The sequence below is a fragment of the Streptomyces sp. NPDC057616 genome, assembly GCF_042800575.1.
Taxonomy (GTDB): Bacteria; Actinomycetota; Actinomycetes; order Streptomycetales; family Streptomycetaceae; genus Streptomyces.
This window is the reverse complement of record NZ_JBHVGU010000011.1, coordinates 209,572-236,315: the sequence shown is the minus strand read 5'-3', so window position 1 is coordinate 236,315 and position 26,744 is coordinate 209,572. Positions and strand designations below refer to the sequence as shown.

At 72.3% G+C, this 26,744-nt stretch carries 22 protein-coding genes and 1 pseudogene; 11 read left to right on the top strand and 12 right to left on the bottom strand.

Annotated features, from left to right (window positions below):
• Positions 1 to 2: 2 nt before the first annotated feature.
• Positions 3 to 1,397, bottom strand: a complete 1,395-nt coding sequence (locus ACFU97_RS16585) for a M20/M25/M40 family metallo-hydrolase (protein WP_384256493.1) — start codon at positions 1,395 to 1,397, stop codon at positions 3 to 5.
• A gap of 89 nt (positions 1,398 to 1,486) precedes the next feature.
• Positions 1,487 to 3,066: pseudogene (locus ACFU97_RS16580) on the bottom strand (PstS family phosphate ABC transporter substrate-binding protein).
• Between the two features lie 107 nt (positions 3,067 to 3,173).
• Here ACFU97_RS16580 and ACFU97_RS16575 point away from each other — a divergent pair.
• Positions 3,174 to 3,956 carry a hypothetical protein gene (locus ACFU97_RS16575; RefSeq protein ID WP_384256491.1) on the top strand — a complete coding sequence of 261 codons (783 nt, stop codon included), beginning with the start codon at positions 3,174 to 3,176 and terminating at the stop codon, positions 3,954 to 3,956.
• 42 nt (positions 3,957 to 3,998) lie between these two features.
• On the opposite strand, the gene ACFU97_RS16570 is transcribed toward ACFU97_RS16575, so the two are convergent.
• The 3 genes from ACFU97_RS16570 to ACFU97_RS16560 all read right to left on the bottom strand — a co-directional run bounded on the left by ACFU97_RS16570 (position 3,999) and on the right by ACFU97_RS16560 (position 7,027).
• Positions 3,999 to 5,879 (bottom strand): protein kinase, encoded by a 1,881-nt coding sequence (locus ACFU97_RS16570; protein ID WP_384256488.1) that lies wholly within the window; start codon positions 5,877 to 5,879, stop codon positions 3,999 to 4,001.
• A gap of 87 nt (positions 5,880 to 5,966) precedes the next feature.
• On the bottom strand, positions 5,967 to 6,425 hold the full coding sequence (locus ACFU97_RS16565) for a MarR family winged helix-turn-helix transcriptional regulator (RefSeq protein WP_384256486.1): 459 nt from the start codon (positions 6,423 to 6,425) through the stop codon (positions 5,967 to 5,969).
• Complete coding sequence (locus ACFU97_RS16560) at positions 6,422 to 7,027, bottom strand: type 1 glutamine amidotransferase family protein (RefSeq protein WP_384256483.1); 606 nt, start codon at positions 7,025 to 7,027, stop codon at positions 6,422 to 6,424. The genes ACFU97_RS16565 and ACFU97_RS16560 overlap by 4 nt, the downstream gene beginning before the upstream one ends.
• A gap of 149 nt (positions 7,028 to 7,176) precedes the next feature.
• Here ACFU97_RS16560 and ACFU97_RS16555 point away from each other — a divergent pair, with 149 nt between their 5' ends.
• The 4 genes from ACFU97_RS16555 (at position 7,177) to ACFU97_RS16540 (ending at position 12,535) form a co-directional block, all read left to right on the top strand.
• Positions 7,177 to 8,532, top strand: a complete 1,356-nt coding sequence (locus ACFU97_RS16555; protein ID WP_384256481.1) for an aspartate aminotransferase family protein — start codon at positions 7,177 to 7,179, stop codon at positions 8,530 to 8,532.
• A gap of 138 nt (positions 8,533 to 8,670) precedes the next feature.
• A complete protein-coding gene (locus ACFU97_RS16550; RefSeq protein WP_384256479.1) occupies positions 8,671 to 9,372 on the top strand; it encodes a GntR family transcriptional regulator in 702 nt (233 codons plus the stop codon).
• Positions 9,369 to 11,795 (top strand): dolichyl-phosphate beta-glucosyltransferase, encoded by a 2,427-nt coding sequence (locus ACFU97_RS16545; RefSeq protein ID WP_384256477.1) that lies wholly within the window; start codon positions 9,369 to 9,371, stop codon positions 11,793 to 11,795. The genes ACFU97_RS16550 and ACFU97_RS16545 overlap by 4 nt, the downstream gene beginning before the upstream one ends.
• 89 nt (positions 11,796 to 11,884) lie before the next feature.
• Positions 11,885 to 12,535, top strand: a complete 651-nt coding sequence (locus ACFU97_RS16540; protein WP_384256474.1) for a hypothetical protein — start codon at positions 11,885 to 11,887, stop codon at positions 12,533 to 12,535.
• Positions 12,536 to 12,541: 6 nt separating this feature from the next.
• Here the strand turns inward: ACFU97_RS16540 and ACFU97_RS16535 are convergent, their stop codons facing one another.
• Positions 12,542 to 12,832, bottom strand: a complete 291-nt coding sequence (locus ACFU97_RS16535) for a hypothetical protein (RefSeq protein WP_384256472.1) — start codon at positions 12,830 to 12,832, stop codon at positions 12,542 to 12,544.
• Positions 12,833 to 13,015: 183 nt separating this feature from the next.
• Between ACFU97_RS16535 and ACFU97_RS16530 the strand changes: the two genes are divergently transcribed.
• Complete coding sequence (locus tag ACFU97_RS16530; protein ID WP_384256470.1) at positions 13,016 to 13,873, top strand: NAD(P)H-binding protein; 858 nt, start codon at positions 13,016 to 13,018, stop codon at positions 13,871 to 13,873.
• On the opposite strand, the gene ACFU97_RS16525 is transcribed toward ACFU97_RS16530, so the two are convergent.
• From ACFU97_RS16525 to ACFU97_RS16510, 4 genes are all read right to left on the bottom strand, one after another.
• The gene (locus ACFU97_RS16525) at positions 13,870 to 14,745 is read right to left on the bottom strand and encodes a sigma-70 family RNA polymerase sigma factor (protein WP_384256547.1); all 876 of its coding nucleotides are present in this window, start codon (positions 14,743 to 14,745) and stop codon (positions 13,870 to 13,872) included. The two genes, ACFU97_RS16530 and ACFU97_RS16525, sit on opposite strands and share 4 nt — an antisense overlap.
• Positions 14,746 to 14,769: 24 nt before the next feature.
• Positions 14,770 to 16,587 carry a bifunctional metallophosphatase/5'-nucleotidase gene (locus tag ACFU97_RS16520; RefSeq protein ID WP_384256467.1) on the bottom strand — a complete coding sequence of 606 codons (1,818 nt, stop codon included), beginning with the start codon at positions 16,585 to 16,587 and terminating at the stop codon, positions 14,770 to 14,772.
• A 124-nt stretch (positions 16,588 to 16,711) separates the two neighbouring features.
• Positions 16,712 to 16,927, bottom strand: coding sequence for a hypothetical protein (locus ACFU97_RS16515; RefSeq protein ID WP_384256465.1), 216 nt, complete (start codon positions 16,925 to 16,927; stop codon positions 16,712 to 16,714).
• Between the two features lie 44 nt (positions 16,928 to 16,971).
• Positions 16,972 to 18,255: an adenylosuccinate synthase gene (locus tag ACFU97_RS16510; RefSeq protein WP_384256462.1), complete on the bottom strand. Its 1,284-nt coding sequence runs from the start codon at positions 18,253 to 18,255 to the stop codon at positions 16,972 to 16,974.
• Between the two features lie 195 nt (positions 18,256 to 18,450).
• Here ACFU97_RS16510 and ACFU97_RS16505 point away from each other — a divergent pair, with 195 nt between their 5' ends.
• Positions 18,451 to 19,281 (top strand): diacylglycerol kinase family protein, encoded by an 831-nt coding sequence (locus ACFU97_RS16505; RefSeq protein ID WP_384256460.1) that lies wholly within the window; start codon positions 18,451 to 18,453, stop codon positions 19,279 to 19,281.
• A gap of 764 nt (positions 19,282 to 20,045) precedes the next feature.
• A complete protein-coding gene (locus tag ACFU97_RS16500; RefSeq protein ID WP_384256458.1) occupies positions 20,046 to 21,557 on the top strand; it encodes an APC family permease in 1,512 nt (503 codons plus the stop codon).
• On the opposite strand, the gene ACFU97_RS16495 is transcribed toward ACFU97_RS16500, so the two are convergent.
• A complete protein-coding gene (locus ACFU97_RS16495; protein WP_384256455.1) occupies positions 21,554 to 22,066 on the bottom strand; it encodes a GbsR/MarR family transcriptional regulator in 513 nt (170 codons plus the stop codon). The genes ACFU97_RS16500 and ACFU97_RS16495 overlap by 4 nt on opposite strands.
• A gap of 73 nt (positions 22,067 to 22,139) precedes the next feature.
• Between ACFU97_RS16495 and ACFU97_RS16490 the strand changes: the two genes are divergently transcribed.
• From ACFU97_RS16490 to ACFU97_RS16480, 3 genes are all read left to right on the top strand, one after another.
• Complete coding sequence (locus ACFU97_RS16490; RefSeq protein ID WP_384256453.1) at positions 22,140 to 23,072, top strand: ATP-binding cassette domain-containing protein; 933 nt, start codon at positions 22,140 to 22,142, stop codon at positions 23,070 to 23,072.
• The gene (locus tag ACFU97_RS16485; protein WP_384256451.1) at positions 23,069 to 24,673 is read left to right on the top strand and encodes an ABC transporter permease; all 1,605 of its coding nucleotides are present in this window, start codon (positions 23,069 to 23,071) and stop codon (positions 24,671 to 24,673) included. The genes ACFU97_RS16490 and ACFU97_RS16485 overlap by 4 nt, the downstream gene beginning before the upstream one ends.
• A 276-nt stretch (positions 24,674 to 24,949) precedes the next feature.
• A complete protein-coding gene (locus ACFU97_RS16480) occupies positions 24,950 to 25,498 on the top strand; it encodes a hypothetical protein (RefSeq protein ID WP_384256448.1) in 549 nt (182 codons plus the stop codon).
• An 11-nt stretch (positions 25,499 to 25,509) separates the two neighbouring features.
• On the opposite strand, the gene ACFU97_RS16475 is transcribed toward ACFU97_RS16480, so the two are convergent.
• Positions 25,510 to 26,727 (bottom strand): cytochrome P450, encoded by a 1,218-nt coding sequence (locus ACFU97_RS16475; RefSeq protein WP_384256446.1) that lies wholly within the window; start codon positions 26,725 to 26,727, stop codon positions 25,510 to 25,512.
• Positions 26,728 to 26,744: the final 17 nt, after the last annotated feature.

Sequence of the window (26,744 nt, the reverse complement as noted above, 5' to 3'; positions counted from 1 at the left end):
GGCTACGACTGCGGGGCCGGGAAGGCGACCGGGCTGCGCAGGCCCCGCGTGTTCACGGCCCGCACGCCGAAGAACACGTTGTCCTTGGACAGGTCCGCCTCGAAGGCCGTGACGTCGCCCGCCGGGACCACATGGGTCCACTCGGGCGCGGTCGTCTCGCGCCACACGACCTCGTAGCCCGCGAGGTCCGGCTCGGCGCCCCGGGTCCACACCAGCTGCGTGGAGTTGGTCAGGGCCGAGGTCAGGATCTTCACGCCCTTCGGGGTGCCCGGCGCCTGCGCCAGGGTCCACAGGGCGGCGGCGTTCACCCTCGCCACCCGCGCGACGAAGCCGAAGTCGCAGAACTCCGGCAGGTCGCCGTACTGCTTGCCGCCCTCGACGCGGACGTCCTGGTGCTGGTGGGCGAAGTCCTCGGCCGGCTCGGTGAAGCGGGCGGCCGGGTAGGCGCGTTCGAGGAAGGGGATGTGGTCACCGCCGCGCAGGTAGCGGTCACGGCGGTAGATCACACGGACGTGCATGCCGGTGGCGTCGTTGTCGGCCACGTCCCGTACGAAACGGGCCAGTTGGCGTGTCGCCGAGTCGTTCTCCCCGCCCACCGACCGGCGGATCGCGGCCTGTTCGGGGGTCTCCGAGGTGGGCACGCCCTCCGCGAACAGGCGGATCGTGTACGGGTCCTTCGTGCCGTCGTCGGCGGTGGAGCTGCCGACGATGTCGTTGGTGAACATGCCCTGGACGTCCGTCCCGGCGGCCTTCAACTGCTGGGCCAGATAGGTCGATCCGTACAGTCCCTGCTCCTCGCCCGCCACCGCCGCGAACACGATCGTGGAGGCCGGGCGGCGTTTCGCCATCACCCTGGCCAGCTCCAGCACGACGGCCACCCCGGAGGCGTCGTCATCCGCGCCCGGCGCGTCGGAGGTGGCGTTCATGACGTCGGTGACCCGGGAGTCGTAGTGCCCGGAGACGACGTACACGCGCTCCGGCGTGAACGAGCCGCGGAGGGTGGCGAGCACGTTGGTGATCTTCGTGGGGACGGGGATGCGGGAGGCCGGCTCCTGTACGTACGACTGGAGTTCGGCCGTCATCCGGCCGCCCGAGGCGGCCGCGTAGGTTCGCAGCTCGGCGAGGAGCCAGTCGCGGGCCGCGCCGATCCCCCGCTCGGGGTCGTCCTGGACGGAGAGAGTGTGCCGGGTGCCGAAGGAGACGAGCCTGCGCACGGTCGCCTCGACGCGGGCGGGGTCCACCTCCCGCAGCAGGGACCGCAGTTCACGTGAGGGGTGCTGTGCCGTGGCCGGTGGACGGCCGCCCTGCCCGGCCGCCTCGGCGGGGCCCGCGGGTCCCAGCGCGGCCGCACCCGCCGCCGCCGTCGCGGTCAGGACCGTTCTCCTGGTGGGACGCATGTGCCCTCCCTGGCTGCCGATGCCGACGCTCCATCGTCATGGACACGCCACCCCGGCACAAGGGAGGCGCGGGCGGCGGCCGCACGCCGTCAGTCCCCCGCGCACAGCCCCGACGCCACCGTCGCCGAGCACGGCAGCCGGCCGCCGGCCCGGATGATGCTCTCGCTCTCGCCGTTGCCGGCGAAGGCCAGGAAGGAGGAGGCCAGGGAGCCCGTGGGCGCGCGGCCGTAGGTGTAGGCGTACTCGACCCCGCGGTGGGGGTACTCGCTGCGGCCGAACTCGATGTCCTGCACGGAGGGGGACGCGCCGTCGAGCGGGACGGTGCGCAGACCGGAGTGGCCCTTGGCGAGCGTGAACTCGGAGTAGCCGACGGCGCCCGGCAGCCCGGCCACCTTCGCGAGCACGTCCTGCGTGGAGCCGAGTTCGCAGCGCATGACGGGCGCCGACACGTCGTCCTTGTGGACGCAGTCCAGCGAGGTGCTGGGCACCCGCTCCCAGGTCCCGAGCACCCGGTTCTGGAAGATCTGCCGGGTCCCGGAGTCGGCGTTGCGGCTGACCAGGACGATCGGCACGTCGGGGAGGGAGCCGCCGAGCTGCTTCCACCGTGTCACCTCGCCGCGGTAGATCCGGCGTACGCCGCCGAGCGAGAGCCCGTCCGCCGGCAGGCGGATGCCGTCGTTGACGACCAGGGTGAAGACCGACAGCGCGACGCGCGTGCCGGCCAGCCGGCTCGAGACGCCGACGGCCGGGCCGTCGGAGAAGGCGATCAGATCGCGGGCACCGTTCCCGGACTTCGCGCCCAGCGAGTCGAGTTCGTTCACCACGGCCGAGCTGCCCCGTGCGTCGACGGTGATCGAGGAGCCCGGGCACTTCCTCTCGTACTGCGCGGCCAGTTGCTCCACCACCGGCTTGAAGGCCGTCGATCCGGCGACCGTCAGCCGGCCCCGCTCGCAGTCGATCGGGGGCGGGTCGTCGTCGCGGGCCACGACGATGACCGCCAGCGTGAGGACACTGAGGGTGAGCATGAGGGTGATCAGGCGGGCGGCCCGGCTGAACAGGGGCGGCTTGTCGTCGGGCGTGGCACCGCGGTTGGGGTGCACCTCGCCCTCGCGGATGCCGCCCCTGAGCCGTATCGGCCTGCCCACGTCGCCGCCGGACAGCAGCACGAGCAGCTTGTAGTGCTCGCCGCGGTTGAGCGGGACCCGCGGGATGCGCAGGCTGTTGCCGTCGTAGCCGAAGCCGCGGGCGGCGGTGAAGTGGTCCATCAGGTGATCGGTGTCGGACGGCTGGGTGACCGAGACGCCGCGGATGGTGCGGTCGGTGAACACCGCGGTCAGGCCGTGGACTTCGGGGCTGGTGTAGTCGTCCCGGTCGATGCCCTGGGACCCATCGTTCTCGATGCGCAGCAGCACCAGGGTGGCGTCGGTCATGCCGGGCGCCTCGTCGAACAGGCCGAGCCGTACGTTGGTCCGCCCCAGCCGTACGTCGTCGCCGATCGGGTTGTCCATCTGCACCCGGTAGCCGATCCTCCCCCACTGCCTCAAGGGCGTGGGAGGTGCCCCCAGCGGCGCGGCACCCGGCGTTCGTACCAGACCATGACGCCGGACGCGACGATGCCGAGCAGCGCGGTGCCGACGGCCACGACGTTCTCCGCGCTAAACCACTGCACCGTGGGTGCCCCCGCAACTCCCGCAGCAACGACCGTCCGAGACTGCCCCGCGCAGGTGACACGACGGTGCCGGATACTGGTGGGCGAGGTGAACGGGGGGGGTTCGCGTGACGGACAGGACGGTTGCGACGGCGGGGATCCGGACGGTGGGGGCGGCGCCCGCGACGCGGCCGTGGAAGAGGCGGCTGACGGGGCTGGTGCTGATCGCCGTCTCGCTCGTGGCGGCGCTGGGCTGCCGCACGGCGTTCACCACCTGGCTCGGCCACGAGATCGGCAGGTACCGGGAGTACCGGGCGGCGCCCGCGTGTCCCGCCGGCCCGCCGGAGCACGCGGTCGAGGACTGTGTGCGCACGGTCGCGTTCACCGTCGCGGACGTGCACGCGAACGCGGGGAAGAAGGGCGACCACTCGGCGACCGTGACCGGCTCGCCCTTCTGGGACGGCACCGTGCTGTTCGGTGACTGGGACCCGCTCCTGACGGGCCTGCACAAGGGCGACCGGGTCACCGGCACGGTCTGGGGCGGTGCGGTCATGACGCTCGCCAAGGGGGACGACCGGCAGAACAGCATCGACGCGCCGCGCGACGAACCCCAGATGGTGGCCGCGGCCGGCACGTTCGGCGCCCTGATCGCCGTCCTGACGTTCGTGTTCGGCGCGGTGCTGCTGACCGGTGCGGGCGGCCGGCGCCTTCAGCCCTACGTCCGCTGGCAGCCCTACGGCATGCGGCTGCTGATGACCGCGATCGCCGCGTGCTTCGTCGTGGGCCTGATCTGTGTCTGGACGGGTGTGCCCTGGTGGCTGACGCCGGGCCTCATCGGGCTGGTCGTCACCGCCGGGACCGTGCTGGTCCACGGCCGGGACCGGCGCGGACCGGCGGCGGCCGACCGCTGACGTCGCCGCAGACCGCTGCAGGTCACCGCAGTTCGCCGCAGGTCACTGCCTGGTGTACGTCAACTTCTCGCCGTTGCTGACGGTCTCGCGCTGGAGGCTGCCGTCCGGCTGCAGGGTGATCTCGGTGGCGCCGCCCGGCTTGCAGTAGCCCGGGTCGCCGCTCGTCACGGTGGACGGGCCGATCTCCAGGGCGCCGCCGCTGTCCGGCGCCGCGGTCAACTGGGCCTGGAAGACGCAGTGGTAACTGCCGCTGCTGGTGGGCCCGTCGGCGACGAGGGACAGCACCGTGTCGCCCACCCCGCCCTGCTGGATGGTGAGTTGGCGGGTGTTGGCGCCGTCGGCGTTGGTGATGGTGGTGCTCCAGGTGCCGAGGTAGCCGGCCGGGATCGCGCCGGCCGAGGGCGCGGCGGTGCTGGGCTGAGCGCTCGTCGGGTCCGGCCCGGGCGTGCTCGGTCCGGACGTGGGGGCCGCGCTGGTGGACGGGCCCGGGCTCGGCTTGTTGTCGGCCTGGCCGCCGCCGCCGTTCATCAGGGCGTAGACCGAGCCGCCGGCGCCGAGCGCGACGACCAGGGCGACGCCGACCAGCAGGGCGGTGGAGCGCCCGTTCCCGCGCGGCGGCTCCGGCGGGACCGGCTGCGTCGGGCCCGGGTAGGACGGACCGTAGGGCGGGGTGGAGCCGAGCGCGCCGTACGGGCCGGCCTGCTGGGGATACCCGTAGGCGCCGGGCTGCTGCGGGTAGCCGTGGCCCGGCTGCCGCGGGGGGTGCTGCTGCGGATAGCCGTAGACCGGGTGACCGCCCGGGGGCGTCTGCGCGGGGGCGGGCGGCTGGGCGCCCGAGACCATCGTCGGCAGGTGGTTCAGCGGCGCCCCGCTCGCCGGCTGCCCCGGTGGCGGCGGTACGGCGGACGCGTCCGGGCCCGGCTGCGGCGAGGCGTCGGCGGCGGGGGCGTGCTCCGGGGTGGCCGCGGGCGCCGGCTTCTGCAGCGAGATCTCGCCGGACTGCTCGGGGTTCTCGGTGTCCAGCAACTGCACGGCGTGCCGCCCGAGTTGGGCGACCAGCGCGCTGGGCAGCCACGGGTCCTTCGAGCGTCCGCCCAGCACGGTGTCCTCGGCGCCCGTGCGCTCCAGCACCTCGTTCAGCGTCGGACGGGCCGCCGGGTCCTTCTTCAGGCAGTCCCGTACGAGGTCGGCGACGCCCTCGGGCACCCCCTCCAGGTCGGGGTCCTCCTGGGCGATGCGGAACATCAGCGCGTGCACACCGCTGTTGGCGGTGCCGAAGGGGAGGGCGCCGGTCGCCGCGTAGGCCAGGACCGAGCCCAGGCAGAAGATGTCGCACGCGGGCGTGATCCGGTCGCCCCGCACCTGCTCGGGCGCCATGAACCCGGGCGAGCCGACGAGCGCGCCCGTCCGCGTCAGCCCGCCGTCCGTCACGGTCTCCAGGGCGCGCGCGATGCCGAAGTCGATGACCCGCGGCCCGTCGATGGTCACGAGCACGTTGGACGGCTTGAGGTCGCGGTGGATGATCCCGGCCGCGTGGATGTCCTTCAGGGCGTGCGAGAGCCCGGCCGCGAGGATACGCACCGACCGCTCGGGCAGCGCGCCGTGGTCGTGCCCGACGACCTGCTGGAGGCTCGGCCCGGCGACGTACCCGGTGGCGACCCAGGGCACGGCGGCCTCGGTGTCGGCGTCGAGGACGGGTGCCGTCCAGTGGCCGCCGACCTGCCGCGCGGCCTGCACCTCCTGCCGGAAGCGGGCCCGGAACTCCTCCTGCGCCGCCAGCTCCTCGCGCACCAGCTTGACCGCGACGGTACGGCCGCGCTCCGACCGGGCGAGATAGACGTTGCCCATCCCGCCCGCACCGAGCCGCGCCAGCAGCCGGTACGCGCCGATCCGCTGCGGATCTCCCGCCCCGAGCTTCTCCATCGCAGGTCCCCCGAAGTCCCCCGATATGCCCCTGTGCAACATGCCAACGATAGTGCGGGCGCCGGGGGGAGGTGACGGTAGCGGTGTCTACGGTTCCGTAACAGGGGGACCCAGCTCGTCCAGCACCTTCGACAGCCGTTCCAGCATCTGTAGGGCCTCGGTGAGCTCCCGATCGCCGAACGCCTCCGCGAGCCGGTCGGCGAAGGCCGCGTGACCGGGGTTGATGCGGTGGTTCGCCGCGCGCCCCTCCTCGGTCGGCGCGAGGAGCTTGGCACGGCGGTGGGCGGGGTTGGGCCGGTACTCGGCGAGCCCGCGCTCCACCAGCAGGTCGGCGATGCGCTGCACGCTCTGCCGGGTGATCCCCATGGCACGGGCGATCCCTGCGACGGGCAGCGGCTCGGCGAGCACCGCGCCGAGCACCTGCCACCGGGCGGCGGTGAGCCCGGACGGCACGGCCAGCTCCTCGGCGACGGCGAGGAACTGGCCGTTGAGCCGGAAGACCCCGAGGGCGCTGCGGCTGAGCAGGTCCTGGCGCTCCCGGCTCACCGCGCGCCGGCCTGCTGGAGCACGGCGTACGCCGCCGGGTCGGAGTCGTGGTACAGCCGGTACCAGGCGTCCAGCACCTCCCCCTCGTAGACCCCGAGCAGCCCCAGCACCTCCCGGGCGAAGGCGACCGGTTCGGTGGGGCCGGCGGTGACCAGCGTCCCGTCGGTCACGGCGTCCGCGTCGACGTACCGGTCGCCGCCCTTGTATCCGGTCGCCGCCAGGTAGAAGGAGACGGCACTGGTGTGCCGGCGGTCGTCGAGCAGCCCCTCGCGGGCGAGCCCGGCGGTGGCGCCGCAGATCGCGGCGACGGGCACCCCGGCGTCGAGGAACTCCCGCGCCGCGCGGGCGAAGGGCGCGAGCTCGTCGCCCGCGTCCCACAGGTCGGCGCCCGGCAGGATCAGCAGCGAGCTGTCCTCGGGCCGCAGCTCACCGAGCGCGAGATCGGGCCGCACGCTCAGGCCCCCGATGGAGCGGACGGCTTCCCGGCCCGGCCCCACCGTCCGGATCTCGTACCCGCCCCGGGCGAGGTACGCGGTCGCGTGACCGGTCTCCCAGTCGGCGAGGGTGTCGTACACGGCGAGATGAACTGGTTCGGCGTTCATGACAGCATGTTGTCATTTCGACAGAATGCTGTCAATGCTGTCCCGTGGACCGGCCGGCATCCGCTGTAGACAACCTGTCGCGGAAACCCCCGCACCGCAGACAGGAAGCCGATATCCCCGCCCCCGTGCCCGCTCCTACGCTCGCGCCCATGACCCCTCATCCGAATCCCGAGGTCGGCGCCGCCGTGAAGGCCGCGGACCGTGCTCATGTGTTCCACTCCTGGTCCGCGCAGGAGCTCATCGACCCGCTCGCCGTCGCCGGCGCCGAGGGGTCGTACTTCTGGGACTACGACGGCAAGCGGTACCTGGACTTCACCAGCGGGCTCGTCTACACCAACATCGGCTACCAGCACCCGAAGGTCGTCGCCGCGATACAGGAGCAGGCCGCACACCTGACGACGTTCGCGCCCGCCTTCGCGATCGAGGCGCGCTCGGAGGCCGCCCGGCTGATCGCCGAGCGCACGCCCGGCGACCTGGACAAGATCTTCTTCACCAACGGCGGCGCGGACGCCGTCGAGCACGCGGTGCGGATGGCGCGGCTGCACACCGGGCGGCCCAAGGTGCTCTCGGCCTACCGCTCGTACCACGGCGGCACCCAGCAGGCCGTCAACCTCACCGGCGACCCCCGGCGTTGGGCCTCCGACTCCGCCGCCGCCGGTGTCGTGCACTTCTGGGCGCCGTTCCTGTACCGCTCCCGGTTCTACGCCGAGACCGAGGAGCAGGAGTGCGCGCGGGCGCTGGAGCACCTGGAGACGACGATCGCCTTCGAGGGGCCCGGCACCGTCGCCGCGATCGTCCTGGAGACCATCCCGGGCACCGCGGGGATCATGGTCCCGCCGCCGGGCTACCTCGCCGGCGTCCGGGAGATCTGCGACAAGTACGGGATCGTCTTCGTGCTGGACGAGGTCATGGCCGGGTTCGGGCGCACCGGTGAGTGGTTCGCGGCCGGCCTGTCCGGCGTCGTACCGGACCTGATGACCTTCGCCAAGGGCGTCAACAGCGGATATGTGCCGCTGGGCGGCGTCGCCATCTCCGGCGCGATCGCCGAGACCTTCGCCCGGCGGCCCTACCCGGGCGGGCTCACCTACTCCGGGCACCCGCTCGCCTGCGCCGCCGCCGTCGCCACGATCCAGGTCATGGCGGAGGAGGACGTCGTCGGCCAGGCCAGACGGCTCGGCGAGACCGTCGTCGGACCCGCGCTGCGCGAGCTCGCCGAGCGGCACCCGAGTGTCGGCGAGGTGCGCGGCGTCGGCATGTTCTGGGCGCTGGAACTGGTGAAGGACCGGGAGACCCGCGAGCCGCTGGTGCCCTACAACGCGACCGGCGAGGCGAACGCCCCGATGGCCGCCTTCGGCGCCGCCGCCAAGCGGCACGGTCTGTGGCCCTTCATCAACATGAACCGCACCCACGTCGTGCCCCCGTGCAACGTGAGCGAGGCCGAGTTGAAGGAGGGACTCGCGGCGCTCGACGCGGCGCTGGGCGTCGCGGACGAGTACACCCGGTAGCCGCCTGCGGCCGCTCAGGTGCCGCCGGGACCGCGCACAGCTACGCGGGTCAACAGGCGCAACCCGAACGCGTAAGGTGGCGTGCTCGTAGATAAGGACGTGCACGCCAACCGAACGCGACGAGGAGACGCCCGACCCATGCCCGGCACCAGCGGCACCGGCGCTGTCACCCGCAGCACCCTGCGGCAGCAGATCGCCGACGCCCTTCGTGACGAGGTGCTGGCGGGACGGCTGCAACCAGGGCAGGAGTTCACGGTCAAGGAGATCGCCGAGCAGTACGGCGTCTCCGCGACCCCCGTGCGCGAGGCGCTCGTCGACCTCTCCGCGCAGGGCCTGCTCGACGCCGACCAGCACCGCGGCTTCCACGTCCGCGAGTACTCGGTCGCCGACTACCGCGGCATCATCGAGGCCCGCAGCCTGGTCACCGACGGCATGTTCCACGCCCTGGAAGACGGGCAGCAGCGCTTCAGGCGGGTCGACGACGCGCGGACCGTCGCCGCCCTCGCCGGGGTGCGCCGCCGCGGCGAGGAGGCGCAGCGGGCCTCGCTCGCCGGCGACCTCACCGTGCTGATCGGCTACGACCTGCGCTACTGGCACGAGCTCGGCAACCTGTTCGGCAACCCCTACCTCGCCGACTTCCTGCACCGGCTGCGCGTGCAGTCCTGGGTGTGCGCGGTGCAGCACCTGCGCCGGCTGACCGATCTGCGCGGCGCCCTGTGGTCCGGCCACACCGACCTGGTCGACGCGCTGGCCCAGCGGGACATCAAGACCGCGCGGTCGATCGTCGCCCAGTACAACGCCCACTCCCTGGACCTCGTCGAACGGCTGGCGGAGGGATGACCGCCCCGGCCGCGGCCGTGGACCTGTCCGTCGTCATCCCCGCCTTCGACGAGGAGGAGCGGCTCGGTCCCACCCTCGACGCCGTCACCGGCTATCTGGGCGAGAGCGAGGGCCGCTGGGGCACCTGGGAGATCGTCGTCGCCGACGACGGGTCGACGGACGGTACCCGCGCACTGGTCACGGACCGCCGCGACCCCCGCGTCCGCCTCGTCACCAGCCCCCGCAACCGCGGCAAGGGCAGCGCCCTGCGCCTGGGCGTCGCCGCCTCCCGCGGGCGGCGCGTGCTGGTCACCGACGCCGACCTCGCCTCCCCGATCGAGGAGCTGGAGCGGCTCGACAAGGCGCTCAGCGAGGGGAACGCGGCGGCGGTCGGCTCGCGCGCGCTGCCCGGCGCGACGATCGGGGACCGCCAGCACGCGCTGCGCGAACTCCTCGGCCGCGCCGGGAACCTGCTCATACGCGGCATCGCCGTGCCCGGGATACGCGACACCCAGTGCGGCTTCAAGCTCTTCGAGGGGGACCGCGCCCGCGAGGCGTTCGCCGCCTCGACGATCGACGGCTACGGCATAGACGTCGAGGTGCTGCGCCACTTCCACCGCGCCGAGTGGCAGATGGCCGAGGTCCCGGTCCGCTGGTCGCACCGGCCGGGCTCGAAGATACGGTCCCTCGACTACGTCCGGGTCCTCGCCGACCTCACCTGGCTGCGCATGCGCGCGGCGCGCCCCGCCGACCTCGTCGCCGTCGTCCTCTTCCTGCTGATGGCGGCGGGCCTCTACTCGGGCCGGCTGTTCGACCCGGACCACCGCTATCTCGCCGACTCCCTCCAGGACCAGAACCAGTGGGAGTGGTTCTTCGCCGTCACCGCCGACAACGTCGCGCACCTGCGCAACCCGCTCTTCTCCGACCTGCAGGGCTTCCCCGACGGCGTGAACCTCATGGCCAACACGGTCATGCTCGGCCTGTCCGTCCCCTTCGCCCCGCTCACGCTGCTCGCAGGCCCGGCCGTCTGCCTCAGCGTCGTGATGACCCTGGGCCTCGCCGCCACCGCGGCCGCCTGGTACTGGCTGATCGTCAAGCGGGTCGTGCCGAAGCGGGCACCGGCCTTCGTCGGCGCCTCGCTGGCCGCGTTCGCGCCGCCCATGGTCAGCCATGCCAACGCGCACCCCAACTTCGTGATCCTGTTCATGATCCCGCTGATCGTCGACCGCGCCCTGCGCCTGTGCACGGGCGCCCGGGTCGTGCGCGACGGGATCGTGCTCGGCCTGATGGCGGCCTACCAGGTCTTCCTCGGCGAGGAGCCGCTGCTGCTCGCGATGATCGGCATGGTGCTGTTCGCGGCCGCCTACGGCGCGGTCCGCAGGGACGTCGCCGCCCAGTGCTGGCGCCCGCTGCTGAACGGCCTGGCGATCGCCGCGGCCGTCTGCCTCCCCCTCGTGGTGGGGGCGCTGGCCTGGCAGTTCGCCGGTCCGCAGAGCTACGGGAGCGTGCTGCACGGCGACGACGCGGGCAACAGCCCGCTCGCCCTGCTCTCCTTCGCCGAGCGCTCCCTGATCGCGGGCGACGCCCACCGGGCGAACTCCCTCTCCCTCAACCCCACCGAGCAGAACGCCTTCTACGGCTGGCCGCTGGTCCTGCTCGCCTTCGGCATCGCCGTACGGCTGTGGGAGCAGGCCCTGGTGAAGGCGCTGGCGGTGACCGCGGCCGGCGCGGCGCTGCTGTCGCTGGGCCCGAGGTTCCGCATCCCGACCACGGACCAGGTCTACCCCGGCCCCTGGGCGCCGCTCGCCAAGCTGCCGCTGTTCGAGTCGGTCATCGAGGGCCGGGTGGCGATGGTCTGCGCCCCGGCGCTCGGCATGCTGCTCGCGATCGCCCTGGAGCGGCTGACCGCCACCCGCGGCCTGGGCACGCAGTACCTCGGCCTGCTCGGGGTCTGCCTCGCCCTGCTGCCGCTGATCCCGGCCCCGCTGAAGGCCGTCGAGCGTCCGGCGACGCCGGCCTTCTTCACCGACGGGGCCTGGAAGCCGTACGTCCGCCCGGGCGAGTCCCTGGTGCCGGTGCCGCTGCCCGACCCCGGCAGCGCGGAGGCCCTGCACTGGCAGCAGGAGGCCGGGCTCGGCTTCAAGCTCCCCGGCGGCTACTTCAACGGCCCCTGGGGCAAGAAGCGCATCGGCATCTACGGCGCCTCACCCCGCTACACCTCGCAACTGCTGCGTGATGTCCGCTACACCGGCGTCATCCCCGCGATCGGCGCGAACTGGCGGGCGCAGGCGAAGCGGGACTTCGCCTACTGGCGGGCAGGAGCGCTGGTGGTGACGCCGCAGCCGCACGACGACGTCCTGCGCAAGGCCGTCACCGAACTCGTCGGCCGTGACGGGAAGTGGGTGCACGGCGTGTGGGTATGGGACCTGCACCAGGGCTCCTGACCTGTTCGGCGGGGGTCCGTCCGACGCCGTACCGACTACTCTTCCCTGACCGCCCCTGGCGCCGTATTCCGCTGTGTGAGGAGCCCTCTTTGGCCTGTGACCTGTGGCTGGTACCGCTCGTCGACGTGTTGTGCCACACCCCCGACAATCCGTTCGCCGAGGAACTCGCGCAGTACAACAGCGTGCTCGCCGCCGCCGGACTGCCACCGGTGCCGGTGTACCAGTACATGCCGGGCCTGTCCGGCGAGGTCGCGCCGGTGGCCGGCTTCGACTACGACGCGCTGCACTTCCTGCGCCGCGTGTACCTCCTCCAGGTGTGCGGGCTGCCGGTCACACCGGTCGACGAACTGGGCGGCGACTACGAGCAGTTGCTGGAGATGTTCGAGTCGACGGCGCAGCAGTCGCACCTCGTGTGGCACTACGACCACGCGGGCGCCTACGTCCCGGTCGACTTCCCGCAGCCGCTGTCCAACGACGAGCTGCTGGCCGGCGGCGGTCCGCTGGGCTCCGCGCAGGCGCTGCTGCGCGAGCTGGAGTACATGGCCCCGTCGATCGGCATCGACCCCGCCAACCCCCCGGCGGCGCCCGAACCACCGCGCGCCCCGACGGAGTTGGAGGAGCCGGCCGTGCCCGCTCCGTACGACCCCAGCCCCTTCGCCCGCGAGCGCCACGTGTGGCTCGGACTGCACGCGGCGGCGACGCGGAGTCTGGCGCAGGGATCGATGATCGTCTTCAGCTGAGTACGGTCAGCGCAGCTCGGAGAGCCCCTTCTGCAGGTCGTCGGCGTTCATCACGGGCGTCAGCTCGAGCTCGGCGCCCAGGTCCAGGAAGAAGGGCTCGCCGACGGACGGCATCCGCGAGCTGTCCTGCATGTCGAAGAACAGGTAGGCGGTACGGACCCCGTGGTCGAGGGTGAAGTAGGCCGCCTCGGGCTTGATGTTCCCGAGGGCCTCCTGCATCAGCTGGGGCATCTTGCCGCTGCGGATGACCTCGTTGGCCTTCTCGGTGTTCATGGATGCCTTGAGCAATACGCGCATAGCACTCACCTTCTTCTCCCCGGCGCCTGCACGTGTACAAGTTCACGGTATGCCCGACACGTGCGCATTGCCCTGTTGTGAGCCGTAGCTACTCCCGCGGGAGGAGACCGGGTGCCTCCACCGGTGCGACGCGCCGTACGACCGGCGCGCGCAGGCTGGGAGCACCGACGTGAGGAGACGGCGATGATCCTGGTGACCGGGGCGACAGGGCACGTGGGCGGCGAGCTGGTGCGGCGGCTGACGGCCGCGGGCGAGCCGGTGCGGGCGATGACCCGCCGCCCGGCCGAGGCGCGGCTGCCCGACGGTGCGGAGGCGGTCCACGGCGACGCCGACGACCCGGCGAGCCTGGACGCGGCGTTCGCGGGGGCGGACGGGGCGTTCCTGATGTCGGCGCAAGGGGTCGGCACGGCGCCCGGCCCCACCCACGACCTCGCCCTCGCGCGGGCGGCGGCCCGGGCGGGCGTACGGCGGCTGGTGAAGCTGTCGGTGCTGGACGCGGGCGCGGGTACCGACGTGATCGCCCGCTGGCACGCCGAGGCCGAGTCGGCGGTGACGGACCCGTCCCGGGACTGGGCGTGGACCCTGCTGCGCCCCGGCCGCTTCATGTCGAACGCCCTGCAGTGGGCGGGTCAGCTCCGCGCCGGCGACGAGGTCGCCGTCCCCTTCGCGGACCGTCCGGCGGCGAGCGTCGACCCGGCGGACCTGGCGGAACTCGCCGCCCGCGCCCTGACGACGGACGAACACGCGGGCGCGACGTACGAGTTGAGCGGCCCGCAGTCCCTCACCCCGGCGGACGAACTGTCCGTCCTGGGCACGGTCCTGGGCCGGGAGCTGCGCCTGCGCCCGGTCCCCTCCGACGCGGCCCGCAGCGGCATGTCGCGGTACGGCTTCCCCCCGGAGGTCGTCGACGCGATCATGCGACGCACCCTGGAATCCGACCGGGGCGCCGAGGTCCTCCCCGCCCTGCCCGAGCTCCTGGGCCGCCCGGCCCGGACCTTCGAGGAGTGGGCGAAGGCCCACGCGGGGGAGTTCGCCGGCTAGGAAGTGCCGGACGCTCCCTGGGCCCAGGCCGCCAGTTCCACGCCCCGCAGGCGTTCCGGTTCCGCGAGGACGTCGATCCCGGTGATCAGGGCGGCCTCGAAGGTGAAGCGGAGGACGACCCGTACCCGGCCCTGTTCCAGCATCGCCATGCCCGGCCGGCCGTCGACCAGGACGACGTCCGCGAAGCGTGCGCGGTCCATGGAGGCCATCGCGCCCTCGGCGACCGGGCGGGAGCCGGTGATGAGGATCGGCTCGGCGGTGGGGACGACCGCGCGGTCGGCGCGCAGGACCACGTCGGGGTGCAGGAGCGCGACCAGGGCGTCCAGGTCGCCGCCGCGCGTGGCCGCCAAGTAGGCGTCCACCGCCCGGCGTTGACGTACCAGATCGGCCTGCGGGAGCGGGGCGCCGCGCACCCGGCGGCGGGCCCGGCCGGCCAGCTGCCGTACCGCCGCGGGGGTCTTCTCCAGCATCGGGGCGATCTCGCCGAAGGGCACGCCGAAGCTGTCGTGCAGCACGAACGCGAGCCGCTCGGCGGGCGAGAGCGTGTCGAGCACGACGAGCAGCGCGAGGCCCACCTCGTCCGCGAGGAGGGCCTCCTCCTCGGGGTCGGCGGCGGTACCGGCCGCCTGCTCGGCCCCGCCCGCCTCCAGCGGCTCCTCGCGCCGGTGGTCGCGCGAGCGCAGCATGTTCAGGCACACGCGCGCGACCACCGTCGTCAGCCAGCCCGCGGGGTTCTGGACGTCCTCCGTGTCGGCCCGGTCGACCCGCAACCAGGCGTCCTGCAGGGCGTCGTCGGCCTCGGCGAGCGAACCGAGCATGCGGTACGCCACCGCCCGCAGCCGCGGACGCTGCTCCTCGAAGATCTCCCCCATCACCGGGCCAGACTAGGGCCTGCCCTAGAACACGGGCGTTCCGGCCTGCGTCAGCTTCCAGTTGGCGACCGCGAAGTCGGCCGGGTTCAGGGTGCCCTTGGCCGTCACGTAGTCGATCATCAGCTGGCGGATCTCGTTGGTGGAGCTGTAGGCGATGTCGGCGGTGGCGATGTGCGGATAGCCCGAACCGCCGTTCGCCCGGTAGTTGTTGACCGCCACGACGAAGACCTGGTCGTCGGCGATCGGCGCGCCCTGGTAGGTGAGGTTCTTGATCCTCGACCCCTCCGCCTGCGCGATGTCGATCTCGTAGTCGACGCCCGCCGCGGTGTCGTACATGTAGTCCCAGAAGCTGTTGGCGTTGGTCAGCGTCGCGGTGTCGACCTTCGTGCCCGCCGGGACCTGGTGGTAGTACTTCGCCGCGTACTCCAGGTAGTCCTTGAGCTGGGCACCCGTCAGCTTCTTGCCGTACAGGGTGTTGTCGTAGATGTAGAGCCCGGCGACGTCCTTGATGGTGACGCTGCCGGCGGGGATGTCGGCGGTGCGGCTGAACGGCGCGGCGACCGAGATCAGCGGCAGCGCGGCGTCGGCGGCCGAGAGCCCGGACTTCACCGTGTCCATCTGGACCTGGTGGATGAAGTCCATGATCGGTACGTCCTTCCAGCAGGACTCCGCGGCCGAGAGGTCCTCGGTGCAGGTGCCCACGGGCGTGTTGACGTACTTCACCACCAGCTCGTGGTCGGCCTCCAGGAGCTTCTTGATCTCCGGGTCCTCGTCCACGGTGTTCGGGTTGAGGGTCTGGGCCGTCTTCTTCGTCACCTTCCAGCGCCCGTGGTGCAGTTCGAGCTCGAAGTCGAAGACGCTGAGCCGGTAGCCCCAGCAGTAGGGCTCGGAGAGCAGGACGTCCTCGCCGCTCTCCGCGTTCTTCACCGTGTACGAGGGCACCTCGACGTGCGTGTGGCCGACCAGGATCGCGTCGATGCCGGGGACCTGCTCGGCGACGAGGTTCGAGGCGTTCTCGACGTACGGCAGCGCGTCACCGTAGGAGGACGACCCGTCGAGCCCGGAGTGGTCGGTCAGGAAGACGACGTCGCAGCCGAGCGCGCGCAGTCGCGGCACGTACTTCTTCGCCTGCTCGACCAGCCCCGGGAAGACCATCTTCCCGCTGACGTTGTCCTTGTCCCACAGAGCGATTCCGGGGTTGGTGAGCCCGAGGATGCCGACCTTGATGTCGGGCGCTCCCGGCACACAGATCCGCTTGACGGTGTACGGGTGGAAAGCGGGCCGCAGCGTCTTCGCGTCCAGCGCGTTGGCGCCGAGCAGCGGGAAGCGGCACTGGCTCTCGAACTTCCTGAGCACCTCGATGCCGTAGTTGAACTCGTGGTTGCCGAGCGCGGCGGCGTCGTAGCGCATGTGGTTCATGGCGGCGGCCATGGGGTGCTGCGGACCCTTCTTGCCGTCCTTGCCCGTGATCGGGTCGACGCGCGCGAAGTAGTAGGCCAGCGAGGTGCCTTGGATGATGTCGCCGGCGTCGACGAGCAGGACGTGCTCCTCGCCCTTCGCCTCGCGCTGCTGCTTGACGAGGGTGGCCACGCGCGCGACGCCGACGGAGTTGCCCTTGCTGTCGGAGTACGCCTTGTCCAGGTAGTAGTCCCAGTCGAAGACGTGGCTGTGCAGGTCGGTGGTGCCCAGGATGGAGAACGACCAGGTCTTCGGGGCCTTCCCGGGCCGGTGGCCGGCGGCCTCGGCGGGACCGGCGCCGACCGCGCCCGCCGCGGCGACCGCCGCGCCGGTGACGGCCGACTTCTTCACGAACTCCCGGCGGTTCATGGGACTGACGGGCATACGGATCTCCTGGTGCTGGAGAGGCTGCAGAAGGACACGGGAGCGGCGGCTACCCGCGTAGATCGTGCTCGCGCCCGACAGTACCGGTGAACCAGGAAATGACCATGTCCAGGTCAAGGATGGGTCAACCGACCGAGCCGATGATCCTGATCTCGGGCGGCCACAGCACGCCGTCGGCCATCAGCAGCGCAGGCCCGAGGTGCACCGGGCACAGCAGCAGCGGCGGCAGATGATGCCGGACGACCTCGAAGACCGCGGGGTCGGAGCAGTCCGTCCCGCCGGCCGGATCGCCTTCACCGCCGTACGGTCCCCGGCACCGTGGGTTCCGGTGGACACTCATACCTCCAGTGTCCACCGGAACCCGGGTCGCATCGCGAGCGCGTCCTACAGGAACGAGTTGATCTCGATCGTCTCGTCGCGGCCCGGGCCCACGCCGATGGCCGAGATCGGGGCGCCGGACATCTCCTCCAGGGCCTTGACGTAACTCTGGGCGTTCTTCGGCAGGTCGGAGAAGGACTTCGCCTTGGTGATGTCCTCGGACCAGCCCGGCAGGGTCTCGTAGATCGGCTTCGCGTGGTGGAAGTCCGTCTGTGAGTACGGCAGTTCGTCGACCCGCTTGCCGTCGATCTCGTAGGCCACGCAGACCGGGATCTGCTCCCAGCCGGTCAGCACGTCGAGCTTGGTGAGGAAGAAGTCGGTCAGGCCGTTGACCCGGGTCGCGTAGCGGGCGATCACCGCGTCGAACCAGCCGCAGCGGCGGTCGCGGCCGGTGGTCACGCCCCGCTCGCCGCCGATGCGGCGCAGCGCCTCGCCGTCCTCGTCGAACAGCTCGGTCGGGAAGGGGCCGGAGCCGACGCGGGTCGTGTACGCCTTGAGGATGCCGATGACCCGGCTGATCTTCGTCGGGCCCACGCCGGCGCCGGTGCAGGCGCCGCCCGCGGTCGGGTTCGACGAGGTCACGAACGGGTACGTGCCGTGGTCGATGTCGAGGAGCGTGCCCTGGCCGCCCTCGAACAGCACGACCTTGTCCTGCTCCAGCGCCTGGTTGAGCACCAGGACGGTGTCCGCGACGTACGGCTGCAGCCGGTCCGCGTAGCCCAGCAGCTCCTCGACCACCTGGTCGACCGCGATGGCGCGGCGGTTGTAGAGCTTGGTGAGCATCTGGTTCTTGACGTCGAGGGCCGCCTCGACCTTCTGGGTGAGGATCGACTCGTCGTAGAGGTCCTGTACCCGGATGCCGACGCGGTTGATCTTGTCCGCGTACGTCGGCCCGATGCCGCGGCCGGTGGTCCCGATCTTCCGCTTCCCGAGGAAGCGTTCCGTCACCTTGTCCACCGTGACGTTGTACGGCGTGATGATGTGAGCGTTACCGCTGATCAGGAGCTTGGACGTGTCGACGCCGCGCTCGTTCAGCCCGTTCAGCTCGGAGAACAGGACCGACGGGTCGACGACGACGCCGTTGCCGATGACCGGGGTGCACCCCGGGGACAGGATTCCGGAAGGGAGCAGGTGAAGGGCGTACTTCTGATCGCCCACGACTACCGTGTGGCCGGCGTTGTTGCCGCCCTGGTAGCGCACCACGTAGTCGACGGATCCGCCTAGCAGGTCCGTCGCCTTTCCCTTGCCTTCGTCACCCCACTGAGCACCGAGCAGCACAAGTGCGGGCACGCGCGTACACCCCTTCCGGGCGGGGCATGTCCAAGGTCAGGGGCGTACGCGTAGGGTTCACCGCCGCGTGCACCGCGGCCGTCGTTGGCCGCAAACCGTCGGACCGGATGCCCCGGAATAGACGAAGCCCCTGGCGCAATAGCGCAAGGGGCTCTTGCACAAAGATGCTACCCGAGGAAGCGAGGCAGGACCGAGGTGGCGACTTCTCCGACTTCCGAACAGCTGCTGGTGGTCATCGATCCGGTGGCCCGACGCACGGACGGGGAGTCGGTACGTATCGCGAAAGACGTGCTCAGCGCGGGTGCGCACGCGAAGGTCTGCCTGCCGGAGGGACCCGAGGAGTTCGCCCGGGCGCTGGCCCGGCGCGGCTCGCGGCGGCCGGTGGTGGTCGGCGACGACCGTGCGCTGGTGCGCGCCGTGTCCCTGCTGCACCGGCAGCGGGAGCTGGCCGGATGTGCCCTGTCGGTGGTCCCGGTGGGCAGTGTGCTCTCCGTGGCCCAGGCCCTCGGGGTGCCGACCGGGGCGGTCGCCGCGGCGCGGGCGGTCCTCGACGGGGTCGAGCGGCGCATGGACCTGCTGGTGGACGACAGCGACGGCGTGGTGCTCGGCACGCTGCGCATCCCGCCGCCGGTACGGCGGGCCCCGGCACCGGACCCGGGGCGCCCGTGGCTGCGTACGGCCCAGTCCCTGGTCCGCACGCTGGTGCCCGCCCGCGAGGCCGCGGTGCCCCCGCTCCGGCCGGCCCGGCTCAGGGTGGAGGTCGACGGGGTGACGCTGGTGGACCTGGACCAGCCGGTGGAGGCGGTGTCGCTGACGCCGGGCGCCACGGGCCTGGCCGAGGTGGAGGTGCAGCCGGCCTCCGTGGGGGCCGACACCGCGACCCTGCGGGCGAAGGGCCGCACGGTCAGCGTCTCCGGGGCGGACTTCCGCTACCGGGCGGACGCCCGCGTCTGCGGGCCCGTACGACGCCGGACGTGGACGGTGCTGGAAGGAGCGTGGGGACTTACGGTGCCGGATCCGGGGTGACGGGGTCGGATGCAGGGTGACGGGGCTTGCTCCGGGTGACGGGGCCCGATGCGGGTGACGGTGCCCGATGCGGGGTAAGGGCGCCCGATCCCGATCCCGGTGGCGGGGGCCCGATCCAGGTGACGGGGGCCCGATCCAGGTGACGAGGTCCGATGCGAGGCGACGGCGCCCAACCCCGGTAACAGGGCCCGCCCCGGGGACATGGCAGCCGACCCCGGCAACAGGGCCCGACCCGGGTGACGGGGCCCGACCCTGCAGCCCGACCCGAAGAGACGGCGCCGGACGTGAGGTGACGTGCCGGGGAGACGGTGCCCGACCCGAGGTGACACGGCCCGATCCGCAGTTCCGGGGTGAGGCCTCGGTGAGCGTGTGGACGTCCCTGGGAACGGCCAGGTCCGGCGTGGGCAGCAGGGCGCCCAGCTCGCGGTGCTCGCGCGCGAGGGCGGCGACGTAGTCGGCGTAGTCCGGGTCGTCGCGCATCACCGCGAACAGGCCGTTCTCCTCGCCCCGCCAGTGGCCCTCGAGCTCTCGCGCCATGACGCCGCCCAGCCCACGGACGCGCGGCAGGTCCCCGCCGGCCCGGCGCCCCGAGCGCGTCGCCGGCCGCGTCGGTGACGCGCTCGCTCCGACCGACTCCCCTCGACTCCGGTTTCCAAAGGTCTGGTTGACAAACATTTAACGCCTCGACACCCTTGACCGACTCATTCGGGCGACACAGTTCCGGTTCGGTGCACCAGGGGACCACCACGAGGAGGAGCCACCCGATGGCAGTGGACGAGGGAGTCGAGCCGGCGTCGAAGGCGACGGACAAGAACGCCGTTCACCGGCTCAAACCCAACGCGGTCGGCCTTCTCGGCGTGGTCTTCATGGCCGTCGCCACGGCGGCGCCGATCACCGCGATGACCGGCAACGTGCCCTTCATGGTGTCGAGCGGCAACGGCATCGGGGCCCCCGCGAGCTATCTCGTCGCAATGGTCGTCCTGGCAATCTTTTCGGTCGGCTTCACCTCGATGGCGAAGCACATCACCTCCACCGGCGCCTTCTACGGCTTCATCTCCTACGGCCTCGGCCGCACCGCCGGCCTCGCCTCCGGGCTGCTCGCGACCTTCGCGTACGCCGTCTTCGAACCGGCGCTCATCGGCATCTTCTCCACCTTCGCCACCACGACCCTGCAGGACCAGACCGGACTCACCGTCCCCTGGTGGGTCTTCGCGGTGCTGATGCTCGCCGTCAACGCGACCGGCACCTGGTTCGGCGTATCGGTCGCCGAGAAGCTGCTCGTGGTCCTCCTCGCCACCGAGGTGACGGTCCTCGCCGCGATGGCGGTCTCGGTCGCCCTGCACGGCGGCGGCCCGCACGGCTTCAGCCTCGACCCGGTGAACCCGGTCAACGCCTTCAAGGGAACGTCCGCGGGCCTCGGCCTCTTCTTCGCGTTCTGGTCGTGGGTCGGCTTCGAGTCGACGGCGATGTACGGCGAGGAGTCCCGCGACCCGAAGCGGATCATTCCCAGGGCGACGATGGTCTCGGTCCTCGGTGTCGGGGTCTTCTACGTCCTCGTCTCCTGGATGGCCATCGTCGGCAACGGCGAGACGGAGGCGGTGCGGGCGGCCTCCTCCGCGAACCCGCTCGCGCTGTTCTTCGGCCCCACCGAGCGCTACGTCGGGCACTGGGCGGTCGTCGTCATGCAGTGGCTGATGATCACCGGCTCGCTCGCCTGCGGGATGGCCTTCCACAACTGCGCCGCCCGCTACCTGTACGCGCTGGGCCGCGAGGGCGTGCTGCCGTCGCTGCGGAACACCGTCGGGCGCACCCACGGCCGGCACGGCTCCCCGCACCTCGCGGGGCTGGTCCAGACGGCCGTCTCCGCGGTCCTGGTCGGCGCGTTCTGGGCCGCGGGCAAGGATCCGTACAACGCGCTCTACGTCCTGCTGGCCATCCTCGGCACGATGGCGATCCTGATCGTCCAGGCCGTGTGCTCGTTCGCGGTGCTGGTCTACTTCCGCACCCACCACCCCGAGAGCCGGCACTGGTTCAGGACCTTCGCCGCGCCGCTCTTCGGCGGCGTCGCGATGCTCGGCGTGGTGGTCCTGCTGGTGTCCAACATGGGGGCCGCGGCCGGCGCGGAGTCGGGCTCCCTGCTGCTGAGGGCGACCCCCTGGCTGGTGGCCCTGGTCGCGGCGACCGGCGTCGGCTGTGCCCAGTACCTCAAACGGCACTCCCCCGACCGGTACGCCCTGCTGGGACGGACGGTGCTGGAGGAGACGCGGGAGCGTTAGGGCCTGTCCTCCGGGCCGAAGAGGGTTTCTCGGTGGATGCGCCAGCGCTCCATCATCCGGGCCACGTCCTTCTCGATGAACTCGAAGAACGCGAGCGTCTCGGCGAGCCGGCGGCCCGCCGGGGTGTCGGCGCCCAGGCTGGTCACGCCCTCCCGCAGCGCGTCCTCCCAGCGCTTGATGATCGCCTCGCGGTTGGTCAGCGCCTCGTACCACTGGTCGCTGTGCACCCGGTACCGCTCCCGCCGGGACCCGGGCTCCCGCTCGCGCGAGAGCATGTGCACCTGCGCGAGGTAGCGCACCGCCCCGGACACCGCGGCCGGGCTGATCTGCAACTGCTCGCTCAGTTCGGCGGAGGTCCGGGCACCGCTGTCGGAGGCGAGCAGCGCGGCGAAGACCCTGGCCGGCATCCGCTGCAGCCCGGCCTCCACGAGCTGGGCCGCGAAGTGCTCCACGAACCGCGAGACGTCGTCGGGATTCCGCGCCACCGCGTTCTCCGCGTTGTCCGTCATGCGTCAACCCTATCTTCGGTTTTCACGCTTCCTTAACTTCACAAATTTCTGAAAGAAGCGTACGTTCTGAACCATGACGAAGGCAAACCCCGCCATTGAGGTATCCGGCCTGCACAAGTCGTTCGGCAGGACCCATGCTTTGGACGGCCTCGACCTGGGGGTGGAGACCGGCGAGGTGCACGGCTTCCTCGGCCCGAACGGCGCCGGCAAGTCCACCACCATCCGCGTCCTGCTCGGCCTGCTGCGCGCGGACGCGGGCGCCGCGCGGGTGCTCGGCCGCGACCCGTGGCACGACGCGGTGGAGGTGCATCGCCGGATCGCGTACGTCCCCGGGGACGTGACCCTGTGGCGCAACCTCTCCGGCGGCGAGGTCATCGACCTCTACGGCAGGCTGCGCGGCGGCCTGGACGCCGGCCGCCGCGCCGAGCTGATCGAGCGCTTCGAGCTGGACCCCACCAAGAAGGGCCGCACCTACTCCAAGGGCAACCGGCAGAAGGTCGCCCTGGTCGCCGCGTTCGCCTCGGACGTGGACCTGCTGATCCTGGACGAGCCGACGTCGGGCCTGGACCCGCTGATGGAGGGGGTCTTCCAGCGCTGCGTGGAGGAGGAGCGCGAGCGCGGCCGGACCGTCCTGCTCTCCTCGCACATCCTCAGCGAGGTCGAGGAGCTCTGCGACCGGGTGAGCATCATCCGCAAGGGCCGGACGGTGGAGAGCGGTTCGCTGGCCGACCTGCGCCATCTGACCCGGACCAGCGTCAGCGCCGAACTCGTCGGCGAGCCCAACGGGTTGGCGCGGCTGCCGGGCGTCCACGACCTCGACGTCCAGGGCAGGCGGGTGCGGCTCCAGGTCGAGACGGACAAACTCGACGCCGTCCTGCGGCAGTTGAGCGAGTCGGGCGTACGGTCGCTCACCTCGACGCCGCCGACCCTGGAGGAGCTGTTCCTGCGGCACTACCAGGAGGAGGGTGCCGAGTCGGCGCAGGGGGCGGAGGTGGCGTCCCGATGACCGCCACGTCGTTCTCCGTACGGGGCGGGGGCACGCGCCAACTGGCGGGCACCGGCATCCTGTTGCGGTTCGCGCTGCGCCGCGACCGGGTGCTGATCCCGGTGTGGGTCGCGGTCAACACGCTCATGGTCCTGTCCATGCCGAACACGCTGAAGAGCCTGTACGGCACCCAGGCCCAGCGCGACGACCTCATGCACCAGATGGCGACGAACTCCTCGCTGCGCGCCCTGGTCGGCCCGGTCTTCGACGACTCGCTCGGCGCCCTGACGGCCTGGCGGGTCGGCGTCTACGCCGGTGCCCTGGCCGCCGTGACCAGCCTTCTCGTCGTCGTACGGCACACCAGGGACGAGGAGGAGAGCGGCCGTCAGGAACTGGTCTCCTCCGGCATGGTGGGCCGCCGCGCACCGCTGACCGCGGGGCTGCTGGCGGCCGGGGTCGCGAGCGGGGTGCTGGCCCTGCTGGTGGCGGGCGGCCTGGCCGGACACGGGGCCGCGGGGGCCGTGGCCTTCGGCCTGGGCCTCGCGGGCGTCGGCATGGTCTTCGCCACGGCGGCGGCGATCGTCGCCCAGCTGACCGAGAGCGCGCGGCTGGCCCGCGGGCTGACGGCCGCGGTGCTGGGCGCGGCCTTCGTGCTGCGCGCGGCGGGCGACTCGGCCACCGACGACGGTTCGTCCGTCCTGACCTGGCTGTCGCCGCTCGGCTGGCTGGAGAACCTGCGGCCCTACGCCCACGAACGCTGGTGGGTGCTGCTGCTGTTCGTGGCGGCGGCGGTGGTGCAGGGCGTGGTGGCGTACGAGCTCGCCGGGCGCCGCGACATCGGCATGAGCTTCCTGCCGACGCGCCCCGGACCGGCGTCCGGGCGGCTCGGCACGGCGGGCGCGCTCGCCTGGCGGCTCCAGCGGGGCGGCGTGCTCGGCTGGAGCGTCGGCTTCTTCCTCGCGGGGGTCGTCTACGGCGGCCTGACGGACGGCGCGGCCGACCTGGTCCGCGACAACGACAACGCCCGCCAGATCTTCGAGCGCATGGGCGGCAGGTCGGGGATCACCGACTCCTTCCTCGCCTCGATGACCGGGATGCTCGGCCTGATCGCGGCCCTGTTCATCGTCGCCTCGGTGCTCCGGCTGCACGGCGAGGAGACCTCCGGCCGCGCCGAGCCGCTCCTCGCGAACGCGGTGGGCAGGCTGCGCTGGGCCGCCGGCCACCTGGTCGTCGCCTTCGGCGGAACGGTCCTCATCATGCTGCTCACCGGTCTGGGCTTCGCCGTCGGCTACGGCAAGCAGATCGGCCCGATCATGGGGTCCTGCCTGGTGCAGGTGCCCGCGGTGTGGGTGATCGGCGGGGTCGCGGTGCTCCTCCACGGCTGCCTGCCCCGGGCGGCGACGGCGGCCTGGGGCGTGGCGGGCGCGGTGCTCCTGATCGGCTGGGTCGGCCCCGCGCTGAACGTCCCCCAGGCGGTCCTGGACCTCTCCCCCTTCGGCCACCTCCCGAAGCTGCCGGGCGGCTCCATGCACTGGCCCCCCGTCCTGATCCTGCTCGCCCTGGCGGCCGCCCTCGTGACGGCCGGCCTGACGGGACTACGACGGCGGGACATGACGACCTGACGAGACTGCGGCCGGAGGAACCCCGCGGCCTCGCGGTGTGGGCCGTCGACGTCCGGGCCCGGTTCTGGCGGTTCGAGCAGAGCCCGGACTGGAGCGTCCTCCACGCCGAACTGCCGCTCACGGCCCTCGGGGGAGCGCCGCGGGCCTCGCCCTCTGGGCGGTGGTCCGGTGCGCAGGGCGATGACGGCATGTCCGTGCACTGTGCAACCGTCCGGCCCTCCGCCGAGTCATCCACCACGTCGCGGGCGAACGGGACGACGCGGAGGGAGACGGTGCATGGCACGACGGGGCGCGGGGCGCGGGACCGTGGAGGGGGAAGGACAGCGGCGGCTACGCCGGGCCGCCGTCGCCGGCGGCGCCACCGCCGTCTGTCTCGGGGCGGCGTCCCTCGCGATCGAGGGCGCCGCCGGGGCCGCGCACGGCATCCCCTGGTTCGTCGTCGTGCCGCTCACCCTGCTGTGCAGCGTCTTCGCGGGCTGGGCGGGAGCGCGGACCGGCCGCGAGAACGCCGTCCGCGCGGAGATGCTCGGCCCCGGCGAGCGGCTGATCGGCGCCTACGCCGTGCGGCCGCCGTTCACGCCCGGGCGGGCCCCGACGCCGTACGAGAACCCGCCCTTCCAGCTGCTGCTGACCTCCCGGCACCTGCAGCTGTGGGAACACTCCCAGCTGCTGTGGGCCCACCCCTGGCCCGAGCTGCGCCTGGCCGTCGACGGGCCGCGCCTGAAGATCTACCACCGCGGCGAGGAGGCGGGCTTCATGGTCCTCGAACCCCCGGGCACACCCCTGGAGGTGCAGCTCGCCGCCCGCCGCCTCGGTGCCTCCTGACGCGACGGCGCCTAGGCCGACACCCGGAGTCCGTCGAGCCCCCTGATGACGAAGTTGGGCTTGCGCTCGGGCTCGGCCGCCAGGCTCAGGCCGGGCGCCTTCTCCAGCAGGGCCGTCATCGACGCCGCCAGTTCGATGCGGGCCAGGGGCGCGCCGATGCAGTAGTGGATGCCGGCGCTGAAGGAGATGTGCGGGTTGTCGGCGCGGGTGAGGTCGAGCTCCTCCGGCTCCCGGAACACCTCGGGGTCGTGGTTGGCGGAGCCGAAGAGCATGGCGATCTCCGCGCCCCTCGGGATCGTCGTGCCGTCGATCTCGATCTCGTCCAGCACCCAGCGCTCGAAGAGCTGGAGCGGGGTGTCGTAACGCATCAGCTCCTCGACCGCCGACGGGACGAGGGAGTGGTCGGCGCGCAGCGCCGCGAGCTGGGCCGGGTTGCGGAACAGGGCCCACCAGCCGTTGACGGTCGCGTTCACCGTCGCCTCGTGGCCCGCGTTCAGCAGCAGGACGCAGGTCGAGATCATCTCCTGCTCGGTGAGCCGGTCGCCCTCGTCGTGCGCGGCGATCAGGCCCGAGATCAGGTCCTCCCCGGGCTGCTTGCGGCGCTCGTCGATCAGCCGGAGGAGGTACTCCGAGAACTCGACCGACGCCTGCACGGCCCTGCGCGCCGTGTCCTCGCCGGGATTCAGCTCGTACATCCCGCAGATGTCGGCCGACCAGGGGCGCAGCGGCGCCCGGTCGGACTCGGGGATGCCGAGCATCTCGGCGATGACCGCCACGGGCAGCGGCTCGGCGACGTCGGTGAGCAGGTCCCCGCCGCCCCGCGCGACCAGCCGGTCCACCAGCGCCCCGGCGAGGCCCGTCACGTACGGCCTCAGCCGCTCGACCGTCCGCGGCGTGAACGCCTTCGACACCAGCCGCCGGATCCGGGTGTGATCCGGCGGTTCCAGGTCGAGCATCCCGTGGTCGTTGAGCGTGTGGAACGGCTCGTGCTCGGCCGGCGGCGCCGTCCGCCCGAAGTCCTCGTGCGTGAACCGGTGCTGGTACGTCCGCCCCAGGCGCCGGTCGCGCAGCAGCGCCGAGACGTCCGCGTGGTGCGGCACCAGCCACTGGTCCGTGGGCTCGAAGTAGTGCACCCGGCCCTTGGCGCGCAGCTCGGCGTAGGCGGGGTAGGGGTCGGCGAGGAACGCCGGGTCCCACGGGTCGAAGGCGAGGTCGGAAACAGCTCCCATGCCCGGACGCTAGCCCG